Genomic DNA, 19957 nt, shown 5'->3' on the forward strand with positions numbered 1-19957 from the left:
TTCAGTCTTACTTCGACACATTCTCAACCACTGCCGTACCTGCAAATTAAGGTTCGACTAAGGTTGCATCGCTACCATCCCGGCCCATGAAACCCCTGTTGCCAGTGAACCGCGGATGAGTCCTTCTGATATGAAAACGTTTGATTTACCAGCCGAACAGCCGTCGAATTTCAGTCTGGTACTGGTCAATTACAAAACCCCGGACATCACGCGGATGTGCCTGGAGTTGTTGCACCAGCACGTCAAGGAACAGCGCATTCCGGTGTGGGTGGTGGACAACGATTCGGCCGATGCAAGTCTGGATTACTTGCGTTCGCTGGACTGGATCAATTTGATCGAGCGCCCTTCGCCGTGCAAAGAAGCCGGGCATATTGCCCATGGCAAAGCCCTGGATCTGGCACTGGAAAAAGTTGAAACCGATTATCTGTTTTTGCTGCACACCGATACCTTTGTCTACGACAAGGAAGTGTTTGCGATGATGATGCGCGAATGCACGAAAAGTGCAGACATGGCGGCAGTCGGCTGTGTCGAACAACTCAATCGCGGGATTGTACGTGATACCTGGCGTTTAACTTCGCGCTTTTGCAAGCATTATGTTCGCCATATCAAAGTCCGTCTGGGTTTGAAGTCGAAACCGCCGAGACCGTATAAAGAAACTCACCTGAAGAGTTTCTGTACCTTGTGGAATGCCCGCTTGATGAAGTCCCGCGGACTGCACTTCTGCATGGATGACCGGGTGCCCGGTTATACGTTGCAGGACCAGATGCTAGCTCTGGGCTATGGCATCAAGTTTTTGTCGCCGCGCAAGATTTTCCGTTACCTCGACCACATTCAGGCAGGAACCGTCGCTGCCGCGGGGACCTACGGGGAAAATCACCGTCGGACGAAAATGTACCAGGAGACGATCAAGCGCTTCCGGGGGCAGCAGGAAAAACCGGGAATGCATGGATCGATATAATTCGCAGGCACAAAAAAGGGCGACTTTAAAGTCGCCCTTTTTTTATCTGAAATTGTATACATCCACTCCACTGGAGGTGTTCGCCCAGTGTAATGGCCTGGCAATCCATGCACCGGTAAAGAGCCCTGACACTGGGCGAACGGGAGGGATTTTAATAGAAGTTGGCGCTTATGTCGTCATGCATAATGATGTTTTTTATGTACTAGAAAGTTAAAAAGTGTGTATTGCCGATATTTCCCGGCAAACTTCCTGATCTCTTCAATCGGAGCAATTAGTATGATTGTTCTCATACAAAACCCTGTACAAGAACAATCACTCTGTAGAGTTAATACTCAGCTTTCATGCTCGCTGGTCACTTTTAATATATCGGTGTAAGTGACGATGACGCTCTGCCCTTCTTTCAAATCCTTCAGTTTCGCTTGAATTTCAGGCTTTTTGACGTCGAGCGTTTTCGATTGTCCCGACGGGTTTTCCAGGGTCACCTGATTTTTCTTCAAATCAATTTTGGTGATTTTCAGTTGCACCTGAACCTGACGGAACGCTTCGCCGCCCGGGTTTTCGCTGCCCGGAGCGTTGCGCAGCTCACCCGTACGCTCGGTAGAGCCTGGCAGACCTTTATCCACATCGGTGTCGAGATAGGCCGCGACAGAACGCTGAACCTCGACGTTGACCTTGTCGCCGACCTTCAGATTGGCCAGGTTTTTTGCCTTGTCGCTCAGTTGAACATGCACCTGTCGACCTTCGGCGCCTTCCAGCACCACCTGATGCTTGGCAGTATCAACGGAGAGCACTTTAGTGGTGACCTGATCCGCTTCAATGGTGGCGGACAGCGGAATATCGGCGGCAAATGCTCCGAAGCTGGTGGCGGACAATACGGTTGCGAGAGTGATGGCCTTGGCCAGTGCGTGGAGCTTCATAAGCGGTACTTTCCCTGTGATGAATGGCAGCACCCGACGCCGAAGCCTGTTCGGCGACAGATGTGCCACTGAGCATAGACGCTGTTCAGGGCTTGGCTTTGGTTTGTTGCTTCGCGGTTTCCTGCGCCGTCGATTCACCGCTCGCGGTGCCTTTGCCACTGTTCTCGCGCTGTTTGGGATCGGTGGGCCGCAGGGCGTCGTTATCGCGCTCAGTCTCGCCCGGTGGCCGCGGTTCGTCGGGGTGTTCGCTTTGAGAGATAGGTTTCATGGGAGAGTCCTCAGGCTTCGGGATCATCGAGTTCACGGGCGACGTTCACCGCTGGAGAGTCCTTGTGCAGGTCAGCAGCTTTGGCGCGCAGGATCTGCCATTGCTCCAGATCGATGGCGCCTTGCCCGAGCAGGTCGTCGGCGATGCGTTGCAGGTCTAAATAGTGAGCGTCGGGGGATTGTTGCCAGTAGCTTTCATCGTCGAACAGACGCTGCCAAGTATTCATTGTCCGGGGGTTGCAGGTCGTCGCTCATGGCCAATCCTCGACAGGTGTTTCTGTGTAGAGGTTTAGCGAACAAATGGAGTTCAACCCAAATCCGTGTAGGAGGCTTTAATAGCCGGTCATTTCCAGGTAGCCGTTGCCGGAGTGGCTGCCACTGATGTTGACCGGGCCTTCCCAGTAGGGAATGCGCAGGTTCATCCACGCATTGGGGTTGAGCGCCGAGAGGCGGATGTCGAGGTGTTTGTCCGGGATGCTGATTGACCAATGCACGGGCATTGCACGACCGGCGACGGTCGCGGTGTCTTCTGGGGTGAGTTTGATCTGCCCGCTGTGCAGGGTTTGCGTCTGGCCGTCAGCATCGATCCAGGTACCGGTCAGATACGGCGCACCGTCCTTCTGGCGCATGCGGTACAGCATGACGTGTGCGCCGTTGTCCAGGTGCAGGGAGAACCAGTCCCAGCCGGTCTGGTTGGCGGTCAGCGGTTGGCTGCTCCATTCGCGGTCGAGCCAGGCCGGGCCGCTGACGGTGTAGGTCTGGCCGTCGATTTGCAGCGTGCCGCTGGCCTGAAAAAAAGGTTGGCTGTAGTAGTACGACGCCTGCCCCTGTTCGGATTTCTGGCTGAAACCCTTGTCACCCTGCAGCACCAGCGGGCGACTGGCGGTGAGGTGCAGTTGATAGCTGAAGGATTTGTCCTTGGCGCTGAGTTGCATATCGCTCAACGGGTCTTGGGAGTGACTGACAAACTGCCAATCATCGATCCACGCCTCGAACGGAGTCAGGCGCACACCAGCCTGACCGACACCGCCGCGGGCATAACGCTCGGCGGCATGGTGCGCATTCGCCGAAGTCACCGCCGCATGCCCCAGCCAAATCGTCTGATTACCCCACCCGGCCAGCTCCGGAGCGGGGTTGAGGGCACTGCGGAATAACGTCCATTGCACGCCGAATTCCCTGCCCTGCTGATCCTTGAGATTGGCGGTGACGTACCACCATTCAATGCGAAAACCCTCATGGGCGCCGTGGTCCGCCGGAAAGCTGAACACCCGCCCCGGTACCACCGGGGTAAACGCTGACGCCTGATTGCCCATCCCGGCAAAGCCCTTTTGCTCGGGCGCCGACTGATCGCAGCCACCGAGCAACAGCATGATCATCAGTGCAACCGCGTTAATCCTCATGGGCAAACGTCCTCAGCAGGTCCGCCGGTTGCGTGCGGTACAGCGAATACAACGGCCACGCCGACGCCAGCAATGTCGCGAGCAACGCCAGGCCCAACAGTTGCAGCAATTGCCAAGGGAACACCCGCAGCGGCAGGCGCCAGCCAAACGCCTGCACGTTGATCACCGCATCCAGGCACCACGCCAGCGCGATCCCCAACGGCAGCGCCAACACCAGCGTCAGCACCGCCAACAACCAGGTCTGACCGAGGTTGAGCAGCATCAGCTGACGTCGGGTCACGCCCAGCGCCCACAGCGGCGCAAGCTGGCCGAGACGGCTCTGACTTTGCGTCAACAGGCTGATAAACAGCGCAACACCTGCCACCGCCAAGGTCAGGCTGTTCAACGCGGCGGTGGCCGCGAAGGTGCGTTCGAACACTTGAACCGACCAGCCCTTGAGTCGTGCCTGATCGACGATGCGGCTGTCATCAAGGGCAAAGCGTGCCTGTAATGCGGATAAAAACGCCGGGATGTCTTGCGGGACGATGCGCAGATTGAAACGGTTCGGCGTCAGTTGTGGCCAGCCGCGCAGCAGGTGATTGATGTTGACCAGCAAATGGCCTTTGGGATTGCCGTAGTCGGCGTAGATACCGATGATGCGTGGCGTCCATGGACCATTCGGGGCTGGAATCGTCAGTCGATCTCCTGCGTGCACCTTAAGTCGTCGCGCGAGTTGCTCGCTGAGCATCACCGCATCGTCGGTTGCCAGATGCGCCCACGGATCACCGCCACTGGCGTCAAGCAAAGGCCAGTGCTGACGATAATGCGCGTGGTCGATGACCCCGAAGACTTCCGCTGGCCAGCCTTGCAGCGTCACCGCTACCTGCCAGTTAGGCAGCACCGCCGTCACCTGCGGCTGCTGTTTGAGCCAGCTGTACATCTCGCGGGCCTGCGCCGGGTTGCTCGGGTTGATATAGAGTTCGGCGCTGAGGCGTTGTTCGAGCCAGTCGTTGAAGGTCTGGCGAAAACCCGCAGTCATGCTGCCGGCGCCAATATTGGCAGCGAGCGCCAACAGCAATGCCATCAGCGCCAGACTCAATGCCGGTAATTGCTGACGGCAGTCAGCGAGAAACCACTGGCCGAGTACCGAGCGACTGCGCCCGAGCATTTGATTGAGCACGCCGCTGAGCAGCACCGGCAAAGCCAACGCGGCGCCGAGCAGCAACCCGGCCATCAGCACAAATCCGCTGGCCAGACTGTCGCCCCAGATCAACGCCGCCAGCGCAATAACGCCCAATCCAGCGGCCAGCCAGCCCTGACGCCGCAACCAGCGCGCGTATTGCTGATGCCAGGCTTGTGGATCCGCCACCGCCAGCAACGGCAGACGCGCCGCCCGCAGCAGACTGTTGGCCCCGGCGAGCAAGGCGCCGAGCAGGCTCAAGCCGATCCCGCTGAACCACCACCAAGGGCTCAGCCGCAACTGCCCCGCCACTTCGGCGCCGTACAGACCGCGCAGGCTCGCGGCGACATCCGGCAGCAACACACTGGCCAGCCAGTACCCGCTGATTACGCCGAATACGCCACCGATCAGCGCCAATACGCCCAGTTCAACAACAAGACAGCCGATCAACATGCGCGCACTGACACCACAGGCGCGCAGTGTGCGCAGCAGTCCGCGCCGTTGTTCCAGGGCGAGGCCGATAGCCGCGTGGACAATGAACAAACCGACCACGAACGAGAGAAACCCCAAGGCGTCCAGGTTGAGATGAAAGCTCTCGGTCAGGCGCGCCAGATTGTTTTCCTCGCCACTGCTTTTGAGCTGCAACTGGCCTTTGAACGTGGCCGGCAACTCACCGTGAAAATCCTTGGGCAGCAACAGGCGTGACAGTTGTCCGGGTTGTTCGAGCAGGGTTTGTGCGACGCCGATGTCGACCAGCATCACGCCCGGTGCCATGTCCTTTTGCGCCAGCAGCGGCGGAAGTTTCTGGCCATTCAACGTTTGCGGGGTGGCGCCTTCGTGCAGGTTCAGGGCCTGCAGGGTTTCCGGGGAAATCCACGTACTGCCCGGTGGCGTGAAAAATTCGACAACCCGCTCGATCGGCATCGCCTGCCCCGCCACCGCCGAGTCGGCCGGCAACGACACCGGTTCGATGCCCATCAGTTGCAGACGCTGATTGTCGTGATCCTTGAGCACCAAGCGGCCCTGCAACAAGGGCGACACCGGCCAGCCCTGGCGACGCAGATCGATAAACCATTGTTGCGGGAACGTCGCACCGTTCGGTGTACTGAGACTGGCCTGCGGTTCGCCGCCAATCATCTGACTGGCACGGGCGTAGCTGTCACGGGCCTGACTGTTCAACGCTTCGACCCCGGTCAACAGACTGGTGGCCAGCCACAACCCGGTCAACACGCTGAAAAACTGCACCGGGTGCCGCCGCCAATGGCTGAGCAGTGCGCGCAGGGTTTGCCTGAAGACAATCACGTCAGCCGCCCGTTGGAGAGCACCACCCGCTGTGCCAGTCGCGCGGCCACTCGCGGACTGTGTGTGACCATCAGCAAGGTTGTCGGCGTATCGTCGAGCAGTTCGAGCAACAAGCGCAGCACTTCATCACTGGTCGCTTCATCAAGGCTGCCGGTGGGTTCGTCAGCCAATAGCAGTTTCGGTTGCGAGGCCAGCGCCCGACCCAGCGCGACGCGTTGCTGCTGGCCGCCTGACAATTGCTCGGGGTAGCGCTTGAGCAGATCAGCCAGCCCCAGACGCTGCACCAGATGTGCTTGCCAGCGCGGCTCATGACGCCCGGCCAAACGCGCCTGAAACGCCAGATTGTCCTCGACGCGCAAACTGCCAATCAGATTGAACTGCTGGAACACCAGACCGATTTCCGTGCGCCGCCAGTTCGCCAGTTGCGCCTCGTTCATGCTTTCGAGCCGATGCTCGCCGCTGCGAATGCTGCCGCTGTCGACCTTGTCGAGGCCAGCGATCAGGTGCAGCAAGGTGCTTTTGCCACTGCCGGATTCGCCCATCAGCGCCAGGCTGCTGCCGGGTTCGAGTGTCAGGTCGACGCCTTGCAACACGGGCAAGGGGCCTTGCGGAGTGAGGTAACTTTTGCAGACGTTTTCAACACGAAGCATGCCGCCACCTGATCAGTCAGTGTGGGACAAGGATAGCGGATGCCGATGACAGACCCGAGCCTGGCGTTGAATCAAACGGCCTCACCGCTGGCAAGCCAGCTCCCACAGGGATTGAGGTTGTTCGCAGATACCTGAGTTCACCCTCAAACACTGTGGGAGCTGGCTTGCCAGCGATGGGCCAGTCCTGCCCATACAAAATCTACTGCCCCGCCGCCACACTGGTTGGCGCCTCACCCGGCGTGACAATGCTGCCCAGATCAATATGCTTCCACTCAGGCTTGGCCCCCAGCCGCGCATTGAAGCGGTAATTGAAGGTGAACTCATCCGCCGTCGGCACCGTCAACGGCTTGCCGTACACCGCCTCGATGCCTGCCAGGTCGTAACCCATCAACTGCAGCAGGGTCGGGAAGATGTTGTAGTGACTGGAGCGATCCTTGTTTGTCGACAGCTGCGTCTGCCAGTCCAGCGTTTTCATCCCGCTACCCTGAATCACCACCAATGGCACCAACCCCTCCTCCTCAACCGGATCGCCACCGCAGTGGGTGTTGAGCCCGGGATTGCCGCGCTCATGCAGATCCTGGCCGTGATCGGAGGTGTAGATCAGCAACGCATTGTTCAGATTGGCCTGGGCAAACACCCGCGCAAAAAACTCCCCGACGTTCCATAACACAGTGTTCTTGTAGGCGTTGCGGTACAGCACCCAGTCATCCGGCTGACCATTGAAACCCGTGCGCTCGCCAGTGTCGGCGACTTCAGTGAATTGGCCGCGCGGCAAGGTCGGGCGGTACGCCATGAAGGCATCCGGGTATTTGTCGTGCACCGGGAAGTGCGCGCCGACCTTGTTGATCAGGATCAGCTCGGGTTTGTCGTCGTTGAGCAGTTCAATCAACTTCGCCGCAGCGGCCATGTCGCGGTCACGCACGCTGGTCTGGTCGAATTGAACAAACTCGTCGATGTCCTTCTTCTCGGTGTCGTTCATCAGATTCTGCAGGTTGCCGCCGGTGCGCTGAGCATCGATGTACACCGTGCGCAGCCCGGCCTTTTTCGCGTATTGCCAGATCGACGGCAGCGTACTGTTGATGCGCATGTAGTCGGCGCGGGTGCCGCCGTAGCGCAGGGTGATGTTGGTGTCGGCGCTGCAATTGGCGATGGACGCGGCGTAGCCGTAATTGAAGATGTCGACACCCGCGTGCGCCTGCTTGAGGTTGCTGTGCACGCCGAACGGCGTGTTGATGTCGAGGTAGTTGCCGGAAATGCTCTCGTCGATGATCAGCACAATGTCGTGACTTACCGCTGGCGAGTTGCGCGCCAACGTCACCGGTTCACGCGGGCCGACCGTGTTGTGCAGCGCTTCATAGGCAAACAGGTTCAGATACGCCAGTGGCGTGTACATGATCGGCAAGCCCCGTGCGCCCTCACCCGCCCGTAAAAACAGCACTGCGCTGAGCAGCAGCACCCCACACAGTGGCGCCGCCACGCGCAATGCGTTCGGCACCACCAGCGCATGCCGAGGTTTCAGACCGATACCGAACAACAACAGCAATCCACTGAGCGCACCGTGGATGATCGCATCGCGATACTGGTACGCCGCTTCCTGAATGAAGCCGCCGGAGTACACCAGCGAAACGAAGCTGCTGTAGCTCAGGTAATCCGCAGTGACCCGGGTATAGACATCAAAAAATACCGCCGAGACAAACATCGCCAATGCGAATAAATGTCGAATGAGCGACTGCCGTATATACGCCGTTAGATATAACGCTAAAGTTAGCGCCAAAAACATCGCGCCAAAAAGAAGTACAGCCAGACCGAGGCCGATAGCATTTAACCGCTCTATGTAATATTCGGAATAAAGCAGCAGATAAACAATTAAAAGCAGTTCTTTCAGGTATCGAAACATGGCCATTCCGTGAGGCGAAAAACGGCATCGGGTCAATAGTTTGTCGGTCAGAACCTGACACTAGCACCCGGCCATCAAAGCGCAAGAAATGGAAGACTTTTACACGAAGCGTCAAAAAAACGTTGACTCAAATCTGACACACTCCAGAAGCTACAAGCCTCTAATTTCGCGGCTTTCGACCGTTTATCGCTTTCTTCCGAACGTGAAAAAAGCGTCAAGGACGCGACAAATGCAGCAATAGCAAGCACTTGATGGCCAATCGCTCCGAAAAGCGGGGTTGTTATACAGGTGCAACATGTCATTTTGCTGACACGCTTTCCCCACCCTGCGCTATACCCCTTTTGACAGTCTCGTTTCGAACTTATCTTTTGGCTTTATCGAGGGTGCGCAGATGGACGTGAGCGTATTTGGCACGGGCTATGTTGGACTTATACAAGCCGCTGCACTTGCGGATGTCGGTCACCGGGTTTTATGTGTTGATATTGACCCGAAGAAGATTAAACAACTGCAACAAGCCGTGCCGCCGATCAGCGAACCGGGACTGTCCGGCACACTTGAAGAAAACATCAAGGCCGGGCGCTTGCTGTTCAGCACCCAGGCCAGCGATGCCGTCGAGCATGCCGAGCTGATCTTCATCGCGGTCGGCACCCCGGCCGATGAGGACGGTTCCGCCGACCTCAGTCACGTCCTCAACGTCGCCCGCCAAATCGCTTCACACATGGAGGCTGATCGCACCCTGATCATCAAATCGACGGTGCCGGTCGGCACTGCGGATCAGGTGTTGGCCAGCGCCAACAGCGAGCTGCTGCGCCGCGGCAAGACCGACCTGAAAGTACGCGTGGTCTCCAACCCCGAATTCCTCAAGGAAGGCAGCGCCCTCGCCGACTGCATGCGCCCGGACCGGATCATTGTCGGCACCCGCGATGACGAGGCCCGCGAGCAGATGAGCGAGCTGTACGCGCCGTTCTGCCGCAATCACGAAAAACTGATGTTCATGGACAACCGCAGCGCCGAGCTGACCAAGTACGCGGCCAACGCGATGCTCGCCACACGCATCAGCTTCATGAACGAACTGGCCAATCTCACCGAACTGCTCGGTGCCGACATCGAAGCGGTGCGCAAAGGCATCGGTTCCGACCCGCGCATCGGTTACCACTTCATTTATCCGGGCTGCGGCTTCGGTGGCTCGTGTTTTCCCAAAGACTTGCGCGCCCTGCTGCACACCGCCGAACACAACGGCATGCCGCTGAAACTGCTGCGCAGCGTCACCGATGTCAACGACGTTCAACGGCACATTCTGTTCAGCAAACTGAAAGCGCAATTCCCCCAAGGGCTGGCCGGTAAATCCATTGCTGTCTGGGGCCTGGCGTTCAAACCGAACACCGATGACATGCGCGAAGCGCCCAGCCGCTATCTGATGGATGCGCTTTGGGCCGAAGGCGCCAGCGTCCAGGCCTACGATCCGGAAGCCATGTCCGAGTGCCGGCGTATCTACGGCTACCGCGATGATTTGCACCTGTGCGCCACCCGTGACGACACCCTCGAAGACGCCGATGCGCTGGTGATCTGCACCGAGTGGAAAAACTTCCGCGTAGTCGATTTCGAGTTTCTCGCGAGCAAACTGCGTTCGCGGGTGGTGATCGACGGTCGCAACCTCTACAACCCGGAACACCTGGCCGCCGCCGGCCTGCACTACAGCGGCATCGGCCTGCGCCACATCGCCCCTGAAGGGCTGCGGTCATGAAAATCCTGGTCACCGGTGCGGCCGGTTTCATTGGCGCTCATTGCGTGTTGCGGCTGATGCGCGACGGCCATGCGGTGGTCGGTCTGGATAATTTCAACGCCTACTACAATCCGCAACTCAAGCACGACCGCGTGCAGTGGGTGCGCGCACAGGTCGGCGATTTCCCGCTCGCCTCGGTTGACCTGGCCGATGCCACGGCCATCGAAGCGCTGTTTGTTCGTGAACGCCCGCAAGCGGTGATCCACCTCGCGGCGCAGGCCGGGGTGCGCTACTCGCTGGAAAATCCACGGGCCTACATGGACAGCAACCTCGCGGGTTTCCTGAACATACTGGAGAGCTGCCGGCATCATCCGGTCGAGCATCTGATCTACGCCTCATCGAGTTCGGTGTACGGCGCCAATCAGCACACGCCGTACTCGGTGAAAGACGGCGTCAATCACCCGCTGTCGCTGTACGCCGCGACCAAGAAAGCCAATGAGCTGATGGCCCACAGCTACAGCCATCTGTTCGGCATTCCCTGCACCGGCCTGCGTTTTTTCACCGTGTACGGGCCGTGGGGACGGCCGGACATGTCGCCGATCCAGTTCGCCCGGGCGATCACCGATGGCACGCCGCTGAAGCTGTTCAACTACGGCGAGCACCAAAGGGATTTCACCTACATCGACGACATCGTCGAAAGCATCGCGCGCCTCGTTGACCACCCGCCACACAATCACCCGGAGTGGGATCGCGAACACCCCGACGCGGCCAGCAGCATGGCCCCGTGGCGGCTGTTCAACATCGGCGGCCACCACCCGGTCGAGCTGAAAACCTACTTGGCGCTGATGGAGAAACACCTCGGCCAGAAAGCCATTGTCGAGCTGTTGCCCCTGCAACCGGGCGATGTGCTCAACACCTGTGCCGAGACCGAAGATCTGGCCCAGGCCACCGGGTTCCAGCCCCGGATCGAGCTGGATGAGGGACTCGGGCGCTTCATCGCCTGGTTTCGCGACTACTACCCCACTGCCTATCGCCCACGCGCCGCTCGCGGCTGAACATCAGCGGAGGACTGTATGACTGGACATGAAAAAGGTGTGCCGATCCAAAACCTGGTACGAGACAAACGCATGGACCCGGAACAACGCATGCGTCTTGATGCGGCGATTCACCGCCAGGGGCGCGGCTGGTTCTCCGGGCGCGAGGGCGGCCGGCCGTGGCAGCTGTCACGCACCAACCGGGTGGTGGCCTGTTTCGGCGCGCTGCTCATTCTGCTGATGATTTCCCCTGTGCTGCTGGGCCTGGCGCTGGCCATCAAGTTCACCAGCAAAGGCCCGGTGATGTTCGTGCAGAAACGCACCGGCTACCGCGGCCGCAAGTTCGGCATGTTCAAGTTCCGCACCATGGTCAGCAACGCCGAAGAATTGAAAGAGTCGCTGCGTCACCTCAACAAGCACGGGGCCGACGCCATCGACTTCAAGATCGACAAGGATCCACGGGTCACTCGCATCGGCAGTTTTCTGCGGCGCACCAGCCTCGACGAATTGCCCAACCTGATCAACGTGGTGACCGGTGACATGCGCCTGGTCGGCCCGCGTCCGACCTCGTTCAACGCTTACCGCTACAAGGACAGCCATCTCGCGCGTCTGGCGATCTACCCCGGCATGACCGGCCTGTGGCAGATCTCCGGACGCAGCAACATCGACTTCGACCAGCGCGTTGAGTTGGACCTCAGCTATATCGCCGAGCAAAGCCTTTTGCTTGATCTGAAGATCCTGTTGAAAACCCCCTTCAAAGTATTCAGCGGCCACGGAGCAAGCTAATGGACGGTTCAACCAACAAAAGCCTGAGCATTGCCAACCCCAGCGAATCGAACCTGACCTCGACCGTGCTGGACCTGGATCTGCGCATCCTGTTCCTGACCGCCGCCAACCCCGGCGCTGGCACTACCACCAGTGCACTGGCGCTGGCCAGTCAACTGGCACAGATGAGCAGCGGCCTGGTGCTGCTGGTCGACGCCAGTCAGTCGGCGAACAACCTCACCCAGCAGTTGAACCTGAGCAAAGAGCGCGGTCTGCGCGATCTGCTGTTCAACCCGGACAACCCGCCGCTGTTGCAGGACTGCGTGGTGCAGGTCTCCAGCCTGCCGTTTCACGTGCTGCCCAACGGCCGGCCGATCCGCACAACGGAACACCTGACCGCCGAACGCCTGAGCCCGTTGCTCGATCAGTTGGGCAGTCAGTACCGCTTCGTGGTGATCGATGGCGACGCGGTGTATTCCGCCGCCGACACGCTGGTCATCAGCACCCAGGTCGATGGCGTGGTGTTTGTCGTGCGTGCCGAAGACACCCGCTGGGAAGTCGCTCAGGCCGCTGTGCAACGCCTGACCCAGGCCGGGGCAAAAGTGGTCGGCAGCGTGTTCAACCGGCGCAAGTACTACATGCCGAAATGGCTTTACAAAAACCTGTAAGCGAACGCGAGGGATGACGCCATGAACGCCAAGATTCTTGTGCTGCTGATGCTGCCGCTTGCAGGCTGCTCAAGCAACTCCGAAACCCAGAACATGCCGGTGAATATTCTCACCGCCACCCCGGCCAACGCCCAGGCCACCGATATGCCGAAGATCGAGCAGACCCTGCGCCCGCAGGATGTGCTGGATGTGATCTTCCATATCAGCACCAGCGGCTCGGACGCCTATCGCGTGCAGTCGGGTGACCAGATCGGCCTGAACTTCACCGCCGCCAGCCAGCTCAACGGCAATCAATTGGTGCTGCCGGACGGTACCATTGAACTGCCGGGCGCCAACACTTCGGTGAAAATCGCCGGGCTGACCAGCGATCAGGCCCGCGAGGAAATCCAGCGCGCCTACCAGCGTAAACAGCTGTTCCAGCCCAACCGCAATCAGCTGACCGTGCAGATCATCAGCCCGCTGACCAATGAGCAGAACCTGAAAAGCGCGCTGAATCACCCGGCCACTGGCATGAGCCGCGAGATCACCGTCGGCACCGACGGTTACGCGAGTTTCCCGGAAATAGGCGCAGTGCCGCTGCAAGGCATGACCGTCAATCAACTGGAAACCTTCCTCAACAAGAAGTACGCGCAACTGCCGGGCCGCATGACCGTGGACGTGCTGCTGAAATCCACGGCCGGCAACGAGATCTACGTGCTGGGTGAAGTCGGCCAGCCGGGTTCCTACCCGATCCGCCGGCCGGTCTCGGTGCTCGAAGCGTTGACCCTGGCGCGTGGCACCAACGTCAAGGCACGGCTGGATTCGGTGGTGATCATGCGCCGCAACGGCAATCAGGTGCAGGCAGTGCGTTATGACGTCGAAAAAGCCCTGTCCGGCGATGCCTCGCAGATCGCGTATCTGCAACCGGACGACATGCTGTACGTGCCGAAAACCAAACTGGCCAGCGCCGGTGAACTGGCCCGACAACTGGCTGACGTGGTGTTGTTCCAGGGCGTCGGTTTCAGCTTCGGCTACCGCGTCGACAACAAAGACAGCAACAGCAACTGACTCTCAGGTGACCGACCATGAACCCAAAGGAAAACTACCTGCATGAGTTCTTCAGGATCTTCTTCGCCAACAAGCGTCTGGTGAAACGGGTCTTCCTGATCTTTGCAGTCATCGCCCTGCTGTTGCCGTTGGTGCTCAAACAGAGCTTCGACATCACCGCGCAGGTGATCGTGCAGTCGAAAAAACTCTCCCAGGGTGACGCCACCACGTCGCTCACGGTGGACAACGCCACGTTCATCCCTCCGTCGCTGGCGGACATGGAAACCGAAACCAACATCCTTCGTTCGCCGGCGCTGATTCGTCAGACCATCAGCGAACTGCGCGACAAGGGTGAGTACACGCCTTCGCCGGGCGTCTTCAACAAACTGGTGAGCGAGCCGTTCAAGCGCTACGTCAGTTCGCCGCTGCGCCAGTACGTGATCAACCCGGTGCGCAACATGCTCGGGCTGGAAACCGATCCAGTGCGTGACACTGCACTTGATGCGCTGACACAAGAGGCCATCGACAAGCTGAAAATCGAGACCCTGCCGGGCTCCAACGTGATCTCGATCGTCTACAGCTTCCCGGATCCGCACCAGGGCACGACGTTCGTTGCTGCGCTGCTGCAGAACTACCTGTTCAGCCGTCAGGCACTGCAATCGATTGACTTGCCGCAATCCTTCTACGAGACGAAGAAGCATCTGTATCAGGTACGTCTTGATGGTCTGGAAGGCAACCGCCAGGCGCTGCTGGAAAGTGTTGGGTCGTCCGATCCGAAGGAAGAAATCACCTTCCGCCTCAACGCAATCAACACCGAAGAACAGGCCCTGAACCTGTATCAGGATCGCCTGTTGCAGAGCCAGCGCTGGCTGGAATATCTGAAAACCGCACTGGCCGCCGCCACCAATAACAAGCTCAACGACTACACCTTCCCCTACACCTTCACCACCACCGTCGACAACGTGGCGTTCGAAGACCGGGAAATCAAACAGATGGGCGAGCAACTCACCACCCAGGTCAGCCGCTACATGAACGATCTGGCGGTGTTCCAGCCCGGCAGTGAACCGATGCTGCTGACCCGCGAGCAAATCGCCCGCACCCGTCAGCAATTCCTCAAAGTGGTGAGCAACCGCATTCAGGAACGCACCAACGATCTGGCCGTGGTCCAGCAGGTGATCGATCAGAAAACCGCACGCATCGCCGAGTTCAAGCACCGCATCCACGAATTGCAGCAGACCCAAAGCAAGCTGCGGCAGATGGACACTGAAATCGATGCGCTGCACGCGGCGTTCTCGACCTACGCCCAGCGGTTTGCCGAAAGCAGCACCACTGGCGCGCTCAACGACGATCTGTCCAACGCCCGGGTGCTCAGCCCGCCGTTCGAACCGACCGAAGCAGCGTTCCCGAAACCCGGTCTGATCATTCCGTTCGGTCTGTTCACCGGCTTGCTGTTGGCGATTGCCCTGGTCTACGTGCGTGAGTTCTTCGATCACCGCTTCAAACACCCGGCGCAAATCAGCCACGAGCTGGGCGTACCGGTGCTGTTGGTGATCAACGACCAGAACGCGCTGCCGAACAATCCGCACAAGAACTGGACGGTGCCAAGCTTCCTGCACTGGGTGCGCAATTGAACACCGGACCTTCCCCGAACGCCGCGCTGCCGATCATTCATTTGCTCAGCAGCGGCGGTTTCTACGGGGCCGAGCGGATGTTGCTGGATCATTGTCTGGCGACGCCGGGACAGCATCAGGTGCTGTTTCTCGACGCGCCGCCAGAACTGATCGCGCGCTTTGCTCAGGCCGGAGTGGATTGCCGGGGTTGCGCCGGGCTGGGGGAATTGTTGCGGCACTTGCGCCAGCGGCAAAGCGAACGGCCGCTGATCAATACGCACAATTTCAAAGGGCTGTTGTTCGGCTGGGTCGGCGCAACCCTGTTGCGCCTGCCGCTGGTGATCACCCAACACGGCTTCACCCCGCGCAGTCGCAAGCAGAAGTTCTACACCTGGCTCAGTCTGCAACTGTGCCGCACGGCGTCTGTGGATCGGGTGGTCTGCGTGGCGGAAAGCATCGCCGTGTTGCACCGTCAGGCCAGCGTCCGGGCGGAGAAGTTGCAGGTGATCCCCAACGGCTTGCCCGCCGCCCATGGGCAAATGATTCATGACGCTGATCGGCTGCGCTGGCTCGCCGGTTATGTCGGCCGTTTGAGCAGTGAGAAAGGCCCGGATCTGTTTCTCGATGCGCTGATCCCGCTGTGTCATCAGCATCCGCAACTGGACGCGGTGATGCTCGGCGATGGCCCGGAGCGCGAGGCGTTGCAGGCACGTATTGATGACGCCGGTTTACAGCAGCGGATTCGCTTGCCGGGCTACCAGACCGTCATGCAACCGTGGTGGCAGCGGCTCGATGCGCTGGTGATCAGCTCGCGCACCGAAGGCACGCCGATGATTTTGCTCGAGGCGATGCAGGCCGGTGTGCCGGTGGTCGCCTTCGGCGTGGGCGGGATTCCCGATGTGCTCGAGCACCGGCACAACGGCCTGCTCGCCGAACCCGCCGACAGCAGCGCCCTCGCCCGTCAGGTCGACACGCTGTTGACCGAACCGAAGCTGGCGCGGCAACTGCGCGACAACGCAAAACGCACGCAACAGGATCGCTACGACCTCAAGGCTCTCGCCGAACGCTGGTCGCAGCTGTACATCCGCACGGCACGGGAGGCACGCGCATGATTTTCCCGCTCTCGATCGTCAGTTTGCTCGGTCTGGTCTGCATTGCTTTGCTGGCCAGTCCTTATCCGTATCTGGCGCCGGGAGCGGTGCTCGGCCTGGTGGGTTTTGCGGTGCTGTATCGCAAACCGACCTGGGGCCTGCTCGGGATTGCCGCGCTGGTGCCGTTCGAGGGTTTCTTCAAGGACAGTTCGCTGTCGGGCAGCAAGTTGATCGGCGCCTCGCTGGCGGTGATCCTGATGCTGCAACTGGCGCTGCACCAGATTCCCTCCGAACGCCTGCGCAGCAACATCTGGCGTTACCTGCTCTGGTTCATGGTTCTGTATTTTCTGAGCCTGCTCAATACCGATGACATGGGCATGTCGCTGGGGCATCTGCGCGAACTGAGCGTCGGTCTGATTCTGTTTGTCATCACCTTGCTGATCGGCCGTGAACTGAACCTCGATCTGTTCGCCCGACTGGTCACCCTCGCCGTCAGCGCCACCTGCGCGATGGCGATGTTCTCGACCAAATTCCAGGATCAGGGCCGCGCCGCCGGCCTGCTCGAAGACCCTAACGCCTTTGCCCTGCTGATCGCCTTCGCCATTCCGCTGGGCCTGCTGTTGGTGATCCGCAGCCCGAACCTGCTGCACCGGTTGTTCTGGGGCGGTTGCTGCCTGCTGTTGCTGGGCGGCATGACCAAAACCGAATCGCGTTCGGGGCTGGTGGTGATCGCCCTGAGTCTGTTGATCGGCTGCTGGCATTACCGCACGCAACTGACGCGGATCCGGCCGCGGCATCTGGGTTTTGCCATGCTCGGCGCGGCGATCGTGATTCCGTTGGCGATCTATGCGATGCCCGCCGGCTACATCGCACGGATTCAGTCGCTGAGCGTGTTGAGCGCCGGTGCCAAGGGCCACGACGACGAGTCCCTCGGCCGCCGTGCCTCGTACATCGTCGTCGGCAGCCAGATGATCCGCGAGAACCCGCTGCTCGGCTCCGGCCCCGGCACCTTCCCGCTGCACTACGCGACCACCGGTTACGCCAAGGCGTTCTCCGCCAACCGCAAGATCGGCGACCTCTATCGCCGTGCTCACAACACCTACCTGGAAATCTTCAGTGAACTGGGGATCCCTGCAGGGCTGTTGTTCGTCGGCATGCTCGGCCTCGGTTTGTACAATCTGATTCGTGCGCGCGCCGCGTGGATGCTGCGACGTGACTGGCAGCAGGCCGACATGATGACCCATCTGGGCGTGAGCTTTCTGTCGCTGACGCTGTTCCTGATGTTCCTCAGCGCGCCGAACCAGAAATACGTGTGGATCATGCTCGCGCTGACCAGCGTCCTGCGGCTGAAAGCCGAGCAGGCACCCCTGACGGAGGCCCGCGCATGAGCCGGATCAGCATCGTCATCCCGATGTTCAACGAAGCCCGGCACATCGGCCGCACACTGCTGGCCGCGCAAAAAGCCGCGCACGCGGCCAATATCGAGTGCGAGCTGATCGTGGTCGACAACGGCTCCAGCGACGACGGCCCGCACATCGCCCGGCAGTTCGGCGCGCAGGTCTTGAGCCTGCCGGGACTGTTGATCGGCGCCCTGCGCAATCGCGGCACGGCCATCGCCACGGGTGAATGGCTGGCGTTTATCGACGCCGACATCGAGATGCCGGAAGACTGGCTCAACCCCCTGTTCGATCTGGAAGCCAGCGCGCAGGCTGACGTGTTTGGTCTCGATCTGCATACCCCGGCCGAAGCGCCGTGGTACGCCACCGCGTGGCAACGGCGCACCTTGCGCGTGTCTTCACAGGCCTCGCATGTGGTCGACTGGCTGCCCAGCGCCAACCTGCTGATGCGCCGGGCGTGGTTCGACAAGGTCGGTGGTTTCAACGAAACCCTGCGCACCGGCGAAGACAAGGAGTTCACCCTGCGCCTGCGCGAAAACGGCGCCATCCTGTTGTCGGTCAACAACAACGTCGCCCTGCACTGGGGTTACGAAATGAACTGGCGCGAGTGGATGGGCAAAGAAATGTGGCGTCAGGGCAGTCATCTGCAACTGTTGCGCACCCACGGTTTCAGCCTGCGCCTGCTGCGCTTTCCGCTGCTGTCGATTGCCGTGTGGATTCTCGATTTCCTGGCGATTTCGGCACTGCTCGACGGCTTCCCGCATCACGCCGCAATCATGGTGATCCTGACCCTGATTCCGGGCCTGATCCTCAGCCTGCGGCAGAGCGCCAAGCACCACAATATCGGCCTGACGTTGCAATTGTGGGGCCTGCACTGGGTGCGCCTGCACCTGGCCGGCGCCGCATTCATTCTCAGTCTGTGTCATTGGAACGCCAGGAGGCCTGCCCGTGGCTGAATTCATTTTCTGGATGTGCCTGTTGCTGCCGGTCTACGCCTACGTCGGCTATCCATTGCTGCTGACGCTGTTGGCGCCGTTGTTTCCGGCCTGGCGTCACACCGAGGCACCGCCGCAGAACATCAGCATCGTGATCGCCGCGCATAACGAGGCGCGGCACATCGAGCACAAATTGCGCACGTTGCTCGCGCAGGATTATCAGCCGGCGACGTTGCAGATCATTCTCGCCAGCGACGGCTCGACCGACGACACCGTGGCTTGCGCGCACAAAGTCATCGACCCGCGCATCACCGTCCTCGACCTGCCGCGCCAGGGCAAAGCCGCGACGCTGAATGCCGGCGTGGCCGTGAGCACGGGTGACATTCTGGTGTTCACCGACGCCGACAACCAATGGTCACGGGAAACCCTCGGTTATCTGCTCGCACCGCTGAATGATCCCAATGTCGGCGGCTGTGCCGGGCACATGGTGATTCCGGTCACCGGCGGCGGTTTGAGCGTCGGTGACAGCCTGTATCGTCATTACGAAGGCTGGTTGCGCCGGGTGGAAAATCGCACCGGTTGCATGGTCTCCGCTGACGGCGCCCTGCTCGCCCTGCGCCGCGAATTGTTCCAGAACGTACCGGCCGAAGTGAATGACGATTTCTTTATCAGCACCTGCGCACCAGTGGCACACAAACGCATCGTCTACGTACCCGAGGCGCAGGTGATCGACCATGGCGTCGATGAGGCGGACAAGCAGTTCCGCCGCCGCCAACGCGTTACCGTCGGCGGTCTGCAAAGCCTGGCCCAGCGCCGCGAACTGCTCAATCCGCTGAAATATGGCCTGTATTCGCTGGCGTTGATCAGCCACAAACTGATCCGCCGTCTCGCGCCGATCCTCCTGCTGCCGTTGCTGCTGAGCAATTTCTGGCTGTGGGACGACCACGGTTTTTATCGCCTGAGCCTGATCGCGCAATTGTTCGGCTACGCCGTGGCCATTGCCGGGCTACTGGATTCGCAACACCGCTTGCCAAAACCGTTCCGTCTCGCCGCGTTTCTGCTGGTCACCCTTGCCGGGATGAGTCTCGGTCTGTGGCAGTTCCTGCGCGGTCAGCGATATGCCCAGTGGAATCCCGAACAGAACCGTTAAGAGGACCG

17 protein-coding genes and 1 pseudogene are annotated in these 19957 nt (G+C 60.0%); 11 read left to right on the top strand and 7 right to left on the bottom strand.

All coding sequences use genetic code 11. The features are described from left to right. Positions 1–130: 130 nt before the first annotated feature. Complete coding sequence (locus JFT86_RS25940) at positions 131–958, top strand: glycosyltransferase (protein ID WP_201238986.1); 828 nt, start codon at positions 131–133, stop codon at positions 956–958. 332 nt (positions 959–1290) lie between these two features. Here the strand turns inward: JFT86_RS25940 and JFT86_RS25945 are convergent, their stop codons facing one another. From JFT86_RS25945 to JFT86_RS25975, 7 genes and pseudogenes are all read right to left on the bottom strand, one after another. Beyond that, the gene (locus JFT86_RS25945; protein WP_201238987.1) at positions 1291–1875 is read right to left on the bottom strand and encodes a hypothetical protein; all 585 of its coding nucleotides are present in this window, start codon (positions 1873–1875) and stop codon (positions 1291–1293) included. Positions 1876–1960: 85 nt separating this feature from the next. Continuing rightward, positions 1961–2143 carry a hypothetical protein gene (locus JFT86_RS25950; protein ID WP_201202451.1) on the bottom strand — a complete coding sequence of 61 codons (183 nt, stop codon included), beginning with the start codon at positions 2141–2143 and terminating at the stop codon, positions 1961–1963. Between the two features lie 10 nt (positions 2144–2153). Beyond that, positions 2154–2397: pseudogene (locus JFT86_RS25955) on the bottom strand (hypothetical protein). A 77-nt stretch (positions 2398–2474) separates the two neighbouring features. Beyond that, positions 2475–3542, bottom strand: a complete 1068-nt coding sequence (locus JFT86_RS25960) for a lipocalin-like domain-containing protein (RefSeq protein WP_201238988.1) — start codon at positions 3540–3542, stop codon at positions 2475–2477. Then, a complete protein-coding gene (locus tag JFT86_RS25965) occupies positions 3532–6003 on the bottom strand; it encodes an FtsX-like permease family protein (protein WP_201238989.1) in 2472 nt (823 codons plus the stop codon). Before JFT86_RS25965 ends, JFT86_RS25960 begins: the two co-directional genes overlap by 11 nt. Further along, entirely contained in the window at positions 6000–6653 is a 654-nt protein-coding gene (locus JFT86_RS25970) for an ABC transporter ATP-binding protein (protein ID WP_201238990.1), read from the bottom strand. Before JFT86_RS25970 ends, JFT86_RS25965 begins: the two co-directional genes overlap by 4 nt. Positions 6654–6852: 199 nt before the next feature. Continuing rightward, positions 6853–8550 (bottom strand): sulfatase-like hydrolase/transferase, encoded by a 1698-nt coding sequence (locus JFT86_RS25975; protein ID WP_201238991.1) that lies wholly within the window; start codon positions 8548–8550, stop codon positions 6853–6855. Between the two features lie 391 nt (positions 8551–8941). On the opposite strand from JFT86_RS25975, the gene JFT86_RS25980 reads away from it, so the two are divergent. Genes JFT86_RS25980 through JFT86_RS26025 form a run of 10 tightly spaced genes read left to right on the top strand, consistent with a single transcriptional unit; the run spans position 8942 to position 19949 of the window. Then, entirely contained in the window at positions 8942–10294 is a 1353-nt protein-coding gene (locus tag JFT86_RS25980; protein ID WP_201238992.1) for a UDP-glucose/GDP-mannose dehydrogenase family protein, read from the top strand. Beyond that, positions 10291–11328 (top strand): NAD-dependent epimerase, encoded by a 1038-nt coding sequence (locus JFT86_RS25985; RefSeq protein WP_201238993.1) that lies wholly within the window; start codon positions 10291–10293, stop codon positions 11326–11328. Before JFT86_RS25980 ends, JFT86_RS25985 begins: the two co-directional genes overlap by 4 nt. A gap of 18 nt (positions 11329–11346) precedes the next feature. After that, the gene (locus JFT86_RS25990) at positions 11347–12093 is read left to right on the top strand and encodes a sugar transferase (protein ID WP_201238994.1); all 747 of its coding nucleotides are present in this window, start codon (positions 11347–11349) and stop codon (positions 12091–12093) included. Then, complete coding sequence (locus JFT86_RS25995; protein WP_201238995.1) at positions 12093–12740, top strand: CpsD/CapB family tyrosine-protein kinase; 648 nt, start codon at positions 12093–12095, stop codon at positions 12738–12740. Before JFT86_RS25990 ends, JFT86_RS25995 begins: the two co-directional genes overlap by 1 nt. A gap of 21 nt (positions 12741–12761) precedes the next feature. Continuing rightward, a complete protein-coding gene (locus JFT86_RS26000) occupies positions 12762–13787 on the top strand; it encodes a polysaccharide biosynthesis/export family protein (RefSeq protein ID WP_201238996.1) in 1026 nt (341 codons plus the stop codon). A gap of 17 nt (positions 13788–13804) precedes the next feature. Next, a complete protein-coding gene (locus JFT86_RS26005) occupies positions 13805–15397 on the top strand; it encodes a Wzz/FepE/Etk N-terminal domain-containing protein (RefSeq protein ID WP_201238997.1) in 1593 nt (530 codons plus the stop codon). After that, positions 15394–16488 carry a glycosyltransferase family 4 protein gene (locus JFT86_RS26010; protein ID WP_201238998.1) on the top strand — a complete coding sequence of 365 codons (1095 nt, stop codon included), beginning with the start codon at positions 15394–15396 and terminating at the stop codon, positions 16486–16488. The genes JFT86_RS26005 and JFT86_RS26010 overlap by 4 nt, the downstream gene beginning before the upstream one ends. Then, entirely contained in the window at positions 16485–17855 is a 1371-nt protein-coding gene (locus tag JFT86_RS26015) for an O-antigen ligase family protein (RefSeq protein WP_201238999.1), read from the top strand. The genes JFT86_RS26010 and JFT86_RS26015 overlap by 4 nt, the downstream gene beginning before the upstream one ends. Further along, positions 17852–18820, top strand: a complete 969-nt coding sequence (locus JFT86_RS26020) for a glycosyltransferase (protein WP_201239000.1) — start codon at positions 17852–17854, stop codon at positions 18818–18820. Before JFT86_RS26015 ends, JFT86_RS26020 begins: the two co-directional genes overlap by 4 nt. Beyond that, positions 18813–19949, top strand: a complete 1137-nt coding sequence (locus tag JFT86_RS26025; protein WP_201239001.1) for a glycosyltransferase — start codon at positions 18813–18815, stop codon at positions 19947–19949. Before JFT86_RS26020 ends, JFT86_RS26025 begins: the two co-directional genes overlap by 8 nt. Positions 19950–19957: the final 8 nt, after the last annotated feature.

This window comes from Pseudomonas sp. TH06 (assembly GCF_016651305.1).
GTDB lineage: Bacteria > Pseudomonadota > Gammaproteobacteria > Pseudomonadales > Pseudomonadaceae > Aquipseudomonas.